The following is a 12,586-nucleotide window of genomic DNA, read 5'->3' on the forward strand; positions in this document are numbered from 1 at the left end:
GACGGATATGCAAGTACAACACGGAGTGAGGGCCTTCGAGAAGGCCGCTGCTCTCGTGCCTAAGAACCTATGGGGATTGCTGGGGCATGCGCAAACTATTTTTTCGACGAGTTGGTGTCAGTCTTGATCTGTGTCCCCTGCGGGGTACTGGCCTGCGCAGATGGCCAGGACATCGGCTCCGTAGCGGTTGAGCTTGCGCATCCCGACGCCCGGGATGCGCGCCAGCTCGTGCTCGTCGTCGGGCGCGGCCTCGGCGATCGCCACCAGTGTCCTGTCGGTGAAGACGCAGAAGGCGGGCTGACCACTGCTCCTTGCCTGTTCGGCGCGCCACTCGCGGAGCTGCTCGTAGAGGCCCTCGTTCATGTCGGAGGGGCAGTCGTCGCAGCGCATCAGCTTCATCTCGCCCGCGTCGGTGAGCGTGCGGCCGCAAACCCGGCAGCGGGCGGGGGTTCGTTGCACTCGTCTCGGGGCGGAGCCCCTGGTTCCGGGGATTCCGCGCTCGATACCGCCCGCGCCACCGCCGGTTGCACGGCCCTTGGTGGCCGTCGAGCCGGGGCGCAGCCCGTCGAGGAAACGGCTGGGGCGGCGGTTGGGACGGCCGCCGGGTGAGCGGGAGAGGGACCAGGAGACATGGAGGTGTTCCCGCGCGCGGGTGACGCCGACGTACAGCAGGCGGCGCTCCTCCTCGATCTGTTCGTCGGTCTTCGCGTAGGTGATCGGCATCATGCCCTCGGCCACGCCGACCAGGAAGACGACGTCCCACTCCAGGCCCTTGGCCGAGTGCAGGGAGGCGAGGGTGACGCCCTGCACGGTCGGGGCGTGCTGGGCGTTCGCCCGTTCGTCGAGCTCGGCGACGAGGTCCGCCAGGGTGGCGCCGGGTTTGGCGGCGGCGAAGTCCTGGGCGAGGTTCACCAGGGCGGCCAGGGACTCCCAGCGCTCTCTGACGGCCCCGGAGCCGGCCGGTGGTCGCGGTGTCCAGCCCTCGCCCGAGAGCACGGCGCGTACCTGCGAGGGCAGGTCGACGACGTCGTCCAGGAGGGAGTCGTTGCCGCCGAAGCGCGCCGCGCCGCGCAGGGCGACGCCCGCCTTGCGCACCTCGGGGCGGTCGAAGAACCGCTCGGCGCCGCGCAGCTGGTAGGGCACCCCGGCGTCGGCGAGGGCCTGTTCGTAGGTCTCGGACTGCGCGTTCGTCCGGAACAGGATGGCGATCTCGGCGGCCGGGACCCCCGAGTCGATGAGTTCACGGATGCGGCGGGCCGCGCCCTCCGCCTCGGCGGGCTCATCGGTGTACTCCGTGTAGACCGGTTCCGGCCCCGGCGCGCGTTGGGAGACGAGCTCAAGACGGTGGTCGGCCGCGCGGCCCTTGGCCTGGGACAACAGGCCGTTGGCGAGGTGCACGACCTGGGGCGTCGAGCGGTAGTCGCGGACCAGCTTGACGACAGTGGCACCGGGGTGGCGGGTGCGGAAATCGAGCAGATGGTCCGGAGTCGCCCCCGTGAAGGAGTAGATCGTCTGGCTGGCGTCTCCGACCACGCACAGGCTGTCCCGCTCGCCGAGCCACAGATCCAGCAGGCGCTGCTGGAGAGGGCTGACGTCCTGGTACTCGTCGACCACGAAGTGCTGGTACTGGGAGCGGACCTGTTCGGCGATGTCGTGCCGGTCCTGGAGGACGGCCACGGTCAGCAGCAGCACGTCCTCGAAGTCGATGACGGAGCGCTCGCGCTTGACGTCCTCGTAGGCGGCGTAGAGCTGGGCGATCTCAGCGGGGTCGCGAGGGGCGTCTCGGCCGGACTTGGCGACGGCGGGGGCGTAGTCCGCGGGGACGGTCTGGGTGACCTTGGACCATTCGATCTCGGCGGTGACGTCGCGCAGCTCGCCCCGGTCGAGCCGGATGCGGCAGGCGGCGGCCGCGTCGGCGACGAGCTGGATCTTGCGGTCGACGAGCCGGGGCATGGAGCCGCCGATCGCTTTCGGCCAGAAGTACTGGAGCTGCCGCAGGGCCGCCGAGTGGAAGGTGCGCGCCTGGACACCTGCCGCGCCGAGCTGGCGCAGCCGGCCGCGCATCTCTCCGGCGGCGCGGTTGGTGAAGGTGACGGCGAGCACGCTGGAGGGGTGGAGGACGCCCGCGCGCACCCCGTAGGCGATGCGGTGGGTGATCGCCCGGGTCTTGCCCGTGCCCGCGCCCGCCAGGACGCACACCGGACCGTGCAGGGCGGTGGCCACCTCGCGCTGCTCGGGGTCGAGCCCTTCGAGCACCGCGTCGGCCGAGTCCGGTACCTGCGGGAACAGGGTGGAGTGCGTTGCTGCTGTCACACGGCCATGCTGCCAGGTCGCGGGAGACGGCCGTGCCGGTTGTCCACAGGCGGGCCCTGATAGTCGTACTAATGCGGCAGGCGTCACGTCCGGCAGGGCCCGGCCCCCGGGAATGGCGGCCCCTTCGCGTACGTTCCACCTCTGCGACCACCCGCCCCGAGCCCCCCGAAGGAGCACGAGAGACATGCTGGGCACTGTGACGATGTACAGCACCACGTGGTGCGGCTACTGCCGCCGGCTGAAGAGCCAGATGGACCGCGAGGGCATCGCGTACACCGAGATCAACATCGAGCAGGACCCGGAGTCCGCCGCGTTCGTGGAGAAGGCGAATGGCGGAAACCAGACGGTGCCCACCGTTCTCTTCCCGGACGGCTCGACCCTCACCAACCCGTCGCTGGCCCAGGTGAAGCAGAAGGTCGGCGCGTAGGCGCGGCACGGTTGTGCGGGGAAGGCGGTTCCTGAGGCGGCTCGGGAACCGCCTTCTCCGTCTCTGCGGCCGGGGCGGGGACGCGGCTCACACGGGCGTCAGGCCGCGCTCCTCGTCGGGAGCGGCTTGCCGTACCAGAGTTCGATCAGGCGGGCCGCGATGGAGATGCCGTACGGCGGGAGCACCTCGCCGGACTCGAAGGCGGCGCGCAGGTCGTCGCGGGAGAACCAGCGGGCCTCGTGGATCTCGTCGCCGTCGACCTCGATCTCGGTCGAGGTGGCGCGGGCCATGAAGCCCAGCATGAGGCTGGACGGGAAGGGCCAGGGCTGGCTGGCGACGTACTCGACCGGGCCGACGGTGATGCCGACCTCCTCGTGGACCTCGCGGCGCACCGACTGCTCGATGGACTCGCCGGGCTCGACGAAGCCGGCGAGCGTCGAGAAGCGGCCTTCGGGCCAGTGGACCTGGCGGCCGAGCAGGATGCGGTCGTCCTCGTCGGTCACGGCCATGATCACGGCGGGGTCCGTGCGCGGGTAGTGCTCGGCGCCGCAGGCCTGGCAGCGGCGGATGTGGCCGGCCGCGGCGATGACGGTGCGCTCGCCGCAGCGCGAGCAGAAACGGTGCGTGCGCTGCCAGTTCTCCAGACCCACCGCGTGCACCATCAGGCCCACGTCACGGGCCGACAGGAGCAGGCCCGCCTCGCGCAGGCCCGCCGGGCGGGCGGACTGGTCCATGCGCCCGGGCAGCGAGTCCTTCTGGAGGGCGAAGTAGCTGACGCCGTCCTCGTCTATGCCGAGGAAGTACCGGTGCGCCTCGGTGAGGGGGGCCTCGAAGGAGGGGATCATGACGAGTTCGGTGTGCCCGTCCGCCGTCTCGTCGATGAGGACCTGGCCGCCGGAGACCACGAAACAGCGCGTCGAGGGGTGGCTCCACGCCGCCGCGAGCCAGGCCTCGTCGAGCCGGTGGTGCGCGCCCCTGTCGATGCCGCTCGGGGCGGTGAGCGAGATGGGTCGGTCGGCGTATCGGTCGGTCCAGGTGGTCACTGGTGCTTCCAACTCCCCGGTGGAACGGTCGGGTTCTGCGGGCTGATCAGCGGGACATGCGGCGGGAGGTGACCGGGTCCGGCGGGGCTCGGGCGGTGCGGGGCAGTTCCTCCAGTGTGCCCCTCGCGCGCGGCCGGTCCGGGCGACCCGGGACGCTCAGGGCGCATCGCGCCAGTTCTCGGCGAGGTCGCCCCACAGGTACGCGGTGGTCTCGACGCCCTTGAGGAGCAGGTCGAGTTCGACTTTCTCGTTCGGCGCGTGCCAGCCGTCGGACGGGACGGAGATGCCGAGGAAGAGCACCGGAGCACCGAGGACGTCCTGGAGGTCCGCGGCCGGTCCGGAGCCTCCCTCTCGGGTGAAGCGGACGGGCTTTTCGAAGGCCCGTCCCATCGCGCGGGCCACCGACCGGAGGGCCGGGTGGTCCAGCGGGGTCAGGCACGGGCGCGTGGCGCCGCTGAAGGTGATCTCGCAGCGGATCCCGGCGGGCACCTGCCGCTCGGCCCAGGCGCGGACGGCCTGCTCCACATGGTCGGGGTCCTGGCCCGCCACCAGCCGGAAGGACAGCTTCACCAGGGCGGAGGACGGAATGATCGTCTTGCTGCCGGGGCCCTGGTAACCGCCGCCGATGCCGTTGACCTCGGCGGTGGGGCGGGCCCAGACACGCTCCAGGGTGGTGTACCCGGCCTCCCCTTGAGTGGCGTACGACTTGGCCGTGCGCAGCCACTGCGACTCGTCGAAGGGCAGTTCGGCGAGGAGTTCGCGCTCGCGGTCGGTGAGGTCGACCACGCCGTCGTAGAAGCCCGGGATCGCCACGCGCGCGTGCTCGTCGTGCAGGGCGGCGACGAGGCGGGCGGCCGTGGTCGCCGGGTTGGGCACCGCGCCGCCGAAGGAGCCGGAGTGGATGTCCTGGTCGGGGCCGTGCAGCCGTATCTCGCATTCGGCGAGGCCGCGCATGCCCGTGCACACCGTGGGGGTGTCCTCGGACCACATGCCGGTGTCGGAGACGATCACGGCGTCGGCGGCGAGCCGCTCGGCGTGCTCCTCGACGAGGGCCCGGAAGTGGGGCGAGCCGGACTCCTCCTCGCCCTCGATCAGCAGCTTCAGATGCACGGCCGGGGTGCTGCGGCCGGTGGCGGCGAGGTGGGCGCGGACGCCGAGGGTGTGGAAGAACACCTGGCCCTTGTCGTCGGCCGCCCCGCGCGCGTAGAGACGGTTCTCGCGGACGACGGGCTCGAAGGGGTCGCTGTCCCAGCCGTCCTCCCGGGCGGCGGGCTGCACGTCGTGGTGGCCGTAGACCAGCACCGTGGGCGCCTGCGGGTCGTCGGAGGGCCACTCGGCGAAGACGGCGGGGGCGCCGGGGGTCTGCCAGACCTCGGCCGTCGGGAACCCGGTCTCCTTCAGCTCGGCGGCGAGCCAGTCGGCACTGCGTCGTACGTCGGGCGCGTGGTCCGGCTGGGCGGACACCGACGGGATGCGCAGCCACTCGGCGAGGTCGTCGAGGAAGGCGTCGCGGTGCTGCTGGATGTACGTACGGACGACGCTGTCCGGGGTCTGGCTCATGGTCACGAGCCTATCGGCCCGCACCGACGTCCTCGGAGTGCGGTTCCTCACCGGGCGGCTCCTCGCTCAGCAGCCGCTCCAGCGCCGCGCGGTCCGGCAGATCGTCGGGGCGGACGATCTCGCCGGTGCGTACGTACAGGAATCCGGCCGTGACGGATTCCGGGGGTACGCCCTGCTGCTCGGCCCAGGCGAGGCGGTAGACGGCGAGCTGGAGGGGGTCCGCGGTGCGTGCGCGGTGGGTCTTCCAGTCGACGATCTCGTACGTCGCGCTCTCGCCGTCGCCCTCCTTGTAGACGGCGTCGATGCGGCCCCGTACGACGCGGCCGGCGAGCGCGAGCTGGAAGGGGGCCTCCACCCGGTAGGGCGTGCGGTGGGCGTACTCGGTCTGCTCGAAGGCGTCCTTGAGGGCCTCCAGGTCCCGTTCGTCGGCGATCTCCGCTTCGCGGCCGGGCAGCTCCTCCGGCTCCAGCAGGGGCAGCGTCAGCTCTTCGAAGCGGGCCTCGACCCAGGCGTGGAAGCGGGTGCCGCGGCGGGCGGCGGGCTGGGGCGGGCGGGGCATGGGCCGGGCCAGCTCCTGAGCGAGGCCGTCCGGGTCGGCGGCCAGGAGCAGGAGCTGGGTGGCCGTGAGGGAGGTGGGCAGGGGGACCTCGGTGACGCTGTCGCGGGCGCGCAGGAGCTCGCCGGTGAGGGCGTCGAGGTCGCGGTCCCAGGAGGCGACGGTGCGGGATTCCTCCGGGGTGAGGTATGGGTGTGAGTCCTGAGGTTCCGGTGGTCCCGCCTGGTGGGGGACTGTGGGGCCGTCTGCCGGCCGTGCGTCTCCGGCCGCTGGGTCGTCGAAGCCCACGGTGTCCTCGTCGAAGTCGAACGGGTCGGGCTCGTCGTACGGAGGCTCGTCGTCCTCGGGGGGCGGGGGCCACTCCGGGTCGTCGATCGCGTCCGGGTCGTGCACGGCCGCCGGGTGCCCGTCCTCCTGGGAGGCGAGGTCCTCCAGGTGGGCCAGGACGGTCTCGGCGGCGGCGCGGCGGCGGGCCAGGGCCGCCTCGTCCAGGGGCAGGGGCCAGACCTGGTCGGCGGTGGCCTGGTGCAGGGCCGGGTTCTCCTCGTCCTCGGCGGGTTCGTCCGCCCAGGCCTCGATCTCGCCGTACCCGGCCGCGCAGTGCTCGTAGAGGTCCTGGAGGAACGCCGAGGGGCCTCGGCGCTTCTTCTGGGTGGGGCCCCACCAGTGGCCGGAGCCCAGAAGCAGGGAGCGGGGGCGGGTGAAGGTGACGTAGCCGAGGCGGAGTTCCTCGGTGTGCTGGTGGTCCTTCATGGCCTCCTGGAAGGCCTTGAGGCCCTTGGCGTCCCAGGAGGTGATGCCGGGGAGGGTGTCGGCGTCGCCGCGCAGTTCGTGGGGCAGGACCTTGCCCTGGGAGGTCCACTTCTCGCGGCCCTGGCTGCTGGGGAAGGTGCCGGTGACCAGGCCGGGGACGACCACGACGTCCCATTCCAGGCCCTTGGACTTGTGGGCGGTGAGCACCTTGACGGTGTTCTCGCCGCCGGGGAGGGCGTTGTCGAGGCCCTTCTCGTACTGCGCGGCGGTGCGCAGGAAGCCGAGGAAGGCGAGCAGGCTCGCTTCGTTGTCACCGGCGGCGAAGGAGGCGGCGACGTCCAGGAAGTTGGAGAGGGTCTCGCGGCGGCGCGCCGCCAGGGCGTGCGGGGACGCCGACAGCTCCACCTCCAGGCCGGTGACGGCGAGGACGCGGTGCAGGACGTCCATCAGAGGGTCGGACAGGGAGCGGCGCAGGTCGCGCAGTTCGGTGGCCAGACGGGCGAAGCGCACGCGCGCGTCGGGCGAGAAGGGCAGCCCGTCGTCGTCCCCCTGGCCGTCCAGCGGCGTCTCCAGGAAGGTGTCGAGGGCGTCCGCGAGGGAGATCACCTCGGCCGGGTCGACCCCCTCGACGGCCTCGGCGAGGCGCCGGTCCGGGTCGTCCTCGCCCTCCACGCGCGCGTGGGTGACGAGGAACCGGGCCCGCCGCCCCAGCAGGGCGAGGTCGCGCGGGCCGATGCGCCAGCGCGGGCCGGTCAGCAGGCGGACCAGGGAGGCGTTGGCGCCGGGGTCCTGGAGGACCTCGCAGACGGCGACGAGGTCGGCGATCTCGGGCAGGTGCAGCAACCCGGACAGGCCGACGACCTCGACCGGGATGTCCCGGGCCACGAGTGCGCCCTGGATCTCGGAGAAGTCGGTCGCCGTGCGGCACAGGACCGCGATCTCGCCGGGGGCCGTCCCGGTCCTCACGAGGTGGGCGACGGAGTCGGCGGCCCAGTCGATCTCCTCGGCGTGCGTGCGCAGCAGGGCGCAGCGCACGATGCCGTCGCGTTCGGCCCCGGGGGCGGGGCGAAGCGCCTCCACGCCCGCGTGCAGGGCGCGCAGCGGCTCCGCGAGGCCGTTGGCGAGGTCGAGGAGGCGGCCGCCGCTGCGGCGGTTCTCGCTGAGCGCCTGCCGGGTCGCGGGGCGGCCGTCGGCGCGGGCGAAGTGCTCGGGGAAGTCGTCGAGGTTGGCGACGGAGGCGCCGCGCCAGCCGTAGATCGCCTGGCAGGGGTCGCCGACCGCGGTGACCGGGTGGCCGGTGCCCTCGCCGAACAGGCCCGCAAGGAGGACGCGCTGGGCGACAGAGGTGTCCTGGTACTCGTCGAGCAGGACCACCCGGAACTCGTCGCGCAGGAGGCGGCCCACCTCGGGGATCCCGGCGAGCCGGGCCGACAGGGCGATCTGGTCGCCGAAGTCGAGCAGGTCCCGCTCGCGCTTGGCGGCCCGGTAGCGGGTCACCAACTCGGCCAGTTCACGCCGCGCGGCGGCTGCTTCGGGGACCTTGCGCAGATCGCCGTTGCTGAGCTTGACGCCGCCCAGGGTCAGCAGCAGTTCGGCGTCGTACGCGCGCAGCGCCTCCGGGCGTACGAGGTGCTCGGCGAGTTCGGAGTCGAGGGCGAGGAGGTCGCCGACCAGGTCCGGGAAGGAACGGGTCAGGGCCGGATAGGAGCCCGGGGCCTCGCGCAGGACGCGCGCGGCGAGCTGGAAGCGGGTCGCGTCGGCGAGCAGCCGGGAGGTCGGCTCGAGCCCGATGCGCAGGCCGTGGTCGGTCAGCAGACGGCCCGCGAAGGAGTGGTACGTGGAGATCACCGGCTCGCCCGGCGGGTTGTCCGGGTCGATGGCGTCCGGGTCGGTGACACCGGCCTTGACCAGCGCCTTGCGCACGCGCTCGGCGAGTTCGGCGGCGGCCTTGTTGGTGAAGGTGAGTCCGAGCACCTGCTCGGGGGCGACCTGGCCGGTGCCGACCAGCCACACCACACGGGCCGCCATCACCGTCGTCTTGCCCGAGCCGGCGCCGGCCACGATCACCTGCGGGGCGGGCGGCGCGGTGATGCAGGCCGACTGCTCCGGGGTGAACGGGATGCCGAGGAGCTCCTTGAGCTGTTCGGGATCGGTGATTCGGGCGGGCACAACGACAGAGGCTAGTAGCGACCACTGACAGTGGTGGCCGGATCGGTCTCCGGGGAGGATCCGCAGAGGCCCCGGGGACGAAGAGGCGCAGGTCAGCGCAGGTGGTGCGATAGCTCACTCGACGACATGGCGGCCCTCCTGGCGCGCGCTGCACGAGGCCCTGAACGAGCAGTGCGTGCAGTGCTGTCCGGCGGTCGGCGTGAACCGCTCGTCGAGGACCTTCCCGGCGGCGGTGGCCAGCAGATCGCCGACCCACTCCCCCTCCAGCGGCTCCTGGGCCTGCACCTTGGGCAGGGTCTCGCCGCCGTCGCGCCGGGCGGCGCCCTGCCGGAGGTGGACGAGTTCGGCGCCGCCCGGCTCGGGACGCACGCCGTCGAAGGCGTCGTCGACGGCGCCCTCGCGGACGGCGAGCTGGTAGACGGCGAGCTGCGGGTGGCGTTCGACCTCCTTGCCGGTGGGCGCCTGCTTGCCGGTCTTGAAGTCGACCACGTAGGCGCGGCCGTCGCCGTCCGCCTCGACGCGGTCCATCTGGCCCCTGATGCGCACCTCGTATTCGCCCGCTTCGAGGGTGACGTCGAAGTCGTGCTCGCTGGCGACCGGGGTACGCCCGGTGCGGTCCATGACGTGCCACTGGAGGAACCGTTCGAGCGCCACGCGCGCGTTGTCCTTCTCCTGGTCCGACTTCCAGGGCGCGTCGAAGGCGAGCGCGTTCCACACGGAGTCGAGGCGTTCCATGAGGACGGAGAGGTCGGCCGGGGTGTGCCCGGAGGCGACCTCGTCGGCGAGGACGTGCACGACGTTGCCGAAGCCCTGTGCGGCGGTCGCGGGCGCGTCGGCCTTCACCTCGCGGCCCAGGAACCACTGCAGGGCGCAGGTGTTGGCCAGCTGGTCGAGGGCACTGCCGGAGAGCACGACGGGCTGGTCGCGGTTGCGCAGCGGCATCTTGGACTGCGTCGGCTCGAACATGCCCCACCAGCGGTAGGGGTGCGCGGACGGCACCAGGGGGCGGCCGTCCTCGTCGGCGAGGGCGGCGAGCCGGGCGAGGCGCCGGGCGGCGGCTTCCCGGAGGGCGTCGGAGACGCGCGGGTCGACGGTGGTGGCGCGCAGTTCGGCGACGAGTGCCGCGACGGACAGCGGGCGGCGCGGGCGTCCGGTGACGTCCTTGGGTTCGACGCCGAGCTCGGTGAGGAAGCGGGAGGGCTGGTCGCCGTCGTCCGCCGGGGCCTTGACCGCGGTGACGACGAGACGCTCACGCGCGCGCGTGGCGGCCACGTAGAACAGGCGGCGTTCCTCGGCGAGCAGCGCGCCGGGGGTGAGGGGTTCGGCGAGTCCGTCGCGCCCGATGCGGTCGGCCTCCAGGAGGGAGCCGCGGCGGCGCAGGTCGGGCCAGAGCCCCTCCTGGACGCCCGCGACGACCACGAGGCGCCACTGGAGGCCCTTGGAACGGTGCGCGGTCATCAGGCGGACGGCTTCGGGGCGTACGGCACGTCGTGTGAGGGTGTCGGCGGCGATGTCCTCGGCCTCGATCTCCTCCAGGAAGTTCAGCGTGCCCCGGCCGCCGGTGCGCTCCTCGGCGCGGGCCGCCGTCGCGAACAGCGCGCAGACCGCGTCCAGGTCACGGTCCGCGTTGCGCCCGGCCGCGCCGCCGCGGCGGGCGGCCCGCTCCAGCCGGGCGGGCCACGGTGTGCCGTTCCACAGGTCCCACAGCGCCTCCTCGGCCGTACCGCCGCCCGCCAGGCGTTCGCGGGCCTTGCGGAGCAGCGCGCCGAGGCGCTGTGCCCCGCGCACGTACGCGGGGTCGTGCACGGCCAGCCGCTCCGGCTCGGCGAGGGCCTGCGCGAGCAGCACGTCGGAGGGCGGCGGCAGCGGGTTGCCCGCAGCCCGCTCCTCGTCCCGCAGGGCCCGGCCGAGACGGCGCAGGTCGGCGGCGTCCATGCTCGCGAGGGGGGAGGTGAGGAGGGTGAGGGCGGTCTCGGTGTCGAGCCAGGAGGGGTCCGGCTCGGCGGATGGGCTGCCCCCGGAAGCGGAAGGGGCATCCTCGGAAGCGGAGAGTTCGTCCTTGGAAGCGGAGGATTCGTCCTCGGAAGCGGAGGGTTCGTCCTTGGAAGAGGCCTCCCCCTCGGGAGCCCTCGACGCCTCCGCCGCGGCCACCGCCCGTAGCGCCGTCAGGAGTGGTGCCACCGCCGGTTCGTGCCGGAGGGGTACGTCGTCGCCGTCGACGTCCACCGGGACACCGGCCGCCGTGAGGGCGCGGCGGACCGTGGGGACGGTGCGGGAGCCGGCGCGCACCAGCACGGCCATCTCGCTCCACGGGACGCCGTCCTCCAGGTGGGCCCTGCGGAGGATGTCGGCGATGTTGTCCAGCTCGGTCCCCGAGGTCGGGTACGTGTACGCCTCGACCCGGCCGCCGTCCCGCACGGGCGCGAGTTCGCGATGGGCGCGCACCTTCTCGGCGGGCAGGCGGGTCAGCGGCATGCGCTGGGTCAGCAGCCGGGTGGCGGCCAGCAGGCCGGCGCCGGAGCGGCGGGACGTGCGCAGCACCGCGACGGGGGCCGGGCGGCCGTCCGCGCGCGGGAAGGTGTGCGGGAAGTCGAGGATGCCGTTCACGTCCGCCCCGCGGAACGTGTAGATCGACTGGTCGGGGTCACCGAAGGCGACGAGGGTGCGGCCACCGCCCGCCAGGGCGTGCAGAAGTCGTACCTGAGAGGGATCCGTGTCCTGGTACTCGTCGACGTAGACGGCGTCGTACCGGGCGGCGAGCCACGCGGCGACCTCGGGGCGGCGGGCGAGGAGTACCGCGCGGTGGACGAGTTCCGCGTAGTCGATCACGCCCTGGAGATCGAGGACGTCGAGGTACTCGGCGAGGAAGGCGGCCGCCGCGCGCCAGTCGGGGCGGCCCGTGCTGCGGGCGAAGGCGTCCAGGGCGTCGGGGCCGAGGCCCAGTTCACGGCTGCGGGCGAGGACCGCCCGGACCTCGTCGGCGAAACCGCGCGTGGTCAGGCAGGCGCGCAGTTCGTCCGGCCAGCGCACGTGCGCGAGGCCGAGCCGCTCCAGGTCCACCTGGCCCGCGAGCAGCTCCCGTACGGACACGTCCTGCTCGGGGCCGGACAGCAGTCGCATCGGCTCCACGAACAGGTCGCTGTCCTGGTGGGCGCGGACCAGGGCGTAGCAGAACGAGTGGAAGGTGGTCGCCCGGGGAGCGCGGGCCGCCCCGGCCCGGGTGGCCATGCGGTCGCGCAGTTCGACGGCCGCCCTGCGGCTGAAGGTGAGGACCAGGACGCGCTCGGGGTCCCCGCCCCGGGCGATGCGCTCGGTCACGGACTCGACGAGCGTGGTGGTCTTGCCGGTGCCCGGACCTGCGAGGACGAGCAGCGGGCCGGACCCGTGGTCAACCACGGAGCGCTGCGCGGCGTCCAGAAGAGGGGGGTCCACCCGGGCAGGAGGGGTACGAACCAGTCGATAAGCGCCACGGCTCCCCCGCCGCACCCGGGGGTGCGACAGGCCGCTGGTGGAGGAAGAGGAGCTCACGTGGTTCGCCGGTCCTGGTGGAAGTACTGGTGGGCGGGCCACCGCGCGTGGCGGGAGGTGACCTCGGGGTGACGGGGGCACGCGCAGCCGACGCTACGCCGACGGATGAGGCGGAAGCAGGGCTTCCCCTTCTTCCCGCCGGCCACTCGCGGCGCTCGCGCCACTCATGCCCCTCGCCTCACGAACGTACGTCATGGCACCGACGTGCCCCGATTCCCCCGTCCGGATCACGGGCCA

Annotated in this window: 6 protein-coding genes; 1 reads left to right on the forward strand and 5 read right to left on the reverse strand. The window is 73.1% G+C overall.

Features of this window, described 5'->3' with window-relative positions; all coding sequences use genetic code 11:
- Window positions 1-117: 117 nt before the first annotated feature.
- The gene (locus KJK29_RS11665; protein ID WP_215118640.1) at window positions 118-2,313 is read right to left on the reverse strand and encodes an ATP-dependent DNA helicase UvrD2; all 2,196 of its coding nucleotides are present in this window, start codon (window positions 2,311-2,313) and stop codon (window positions 118-120) included.
- Between the two features lie 184 nt (window positions 2,314-2,497).
- Here KJK29_RS11665 and KJK29_RS11670 point away from each other — a divergent pair, with 184 nt between their 5' ends.
- Window positions 2,498-2,740 (forward strand): mycoredoxin, encoded by a 243-nt coding sequence (locus tag KJK29_RS11670; RefSeq protein WP_031132359.1) that lies wholly within the window; start codon window positions 2,498-2,500, stop codon window positions 2,738-2,740.
- Window positions 2,741-2,838: 98 nt separating this feature from the next.
- On the opposite strand, the gene nudC is transcribed toward KJK29_RS11670, so the two are convergent.
- From nudC to KJK29_RS11690, 4 genes are all read right to left on the reverse strand, one after another.
- The gene (nudC, locus tag KJK29_RS11675; RefSeq protein WP_215118641.1) at window positions 2,839-3,783 is read right to left on the reverse strand and encodes an NAD(+) diphosphatase; all 945 of its coding nucleotides are present in this window, start codon (window positions 3,781-3,783) and stop codon (window positions 2,839-2,841) included.
- Window positions 3,784-3,939: 156 nt separating this feature from the next.
- Window positions 3,940-5,343: a dipeptidase gene (locus KJK29_RS11680; RefSeq protein ID WP_215118642.1), complete on the reverse strand. Its 1,404-nt coding sequence runs from the start codon at window positions 5,341-5,343 to the stop codon at window positions 3,940-3,942.
- Between the two features lie 10 nt (window positions 5,344-5,353).
- Window positions 5,354-8,821, reverse strand: coding sequence for an ATP-dependent DNA helicase (locus KJK29_RS11685; protein ID WP_215118643.1), 3,468 nt, complete (start codon window positions 8,819-8,821; stop codon window positions 5,354-5,356).
- A gap of 114 nt (window positions 8,822-8,935) precedes the next feature.
- The gene (locus KJK29_RS11690) at window positions 8,936-12,349 is read right to left on the reverse strand and encodes an ATP-dependent helicase (protein WP_215118644.1); all 3,414 of its coding nucleotides are present in this window, start codon (window positions 12,347-12,349) and stop codon (window positions 8,936-8,938) included.
- Window positions 12,350-12,586: the final 237 nt, after the last annotated feature.

The sequence above is a fragment of the Streptomyces koelreuteriae genome, assembly GCF_018604545.1.
In the GTDB taxonomy this organism is placed as follows: domain Bacteria; phylum Actinomycetota; class Actinomycetes; order Streptomycetales; family Streptomycetaceae; genus Streptomyces; species Streptomyces koelreuteriae.

Excerpts from the sequence above, each read along its gene's own strand:
- KJK29_RS11670 (WP_031132359.1), top strand. The coding sequence starts at position 2,498 with ATGCTGGGCACTGTGACGATGTACAGCACCACGTGGTGCGGCTACTGC.
- KJK29_RS11680 (WP_215118642.1), bottom strand. The coding sequence starts at position 5,343 with ATGAGCCAGACCCCGGACAGCGTCGTCCGTACGTACATCCAGCAGCAC.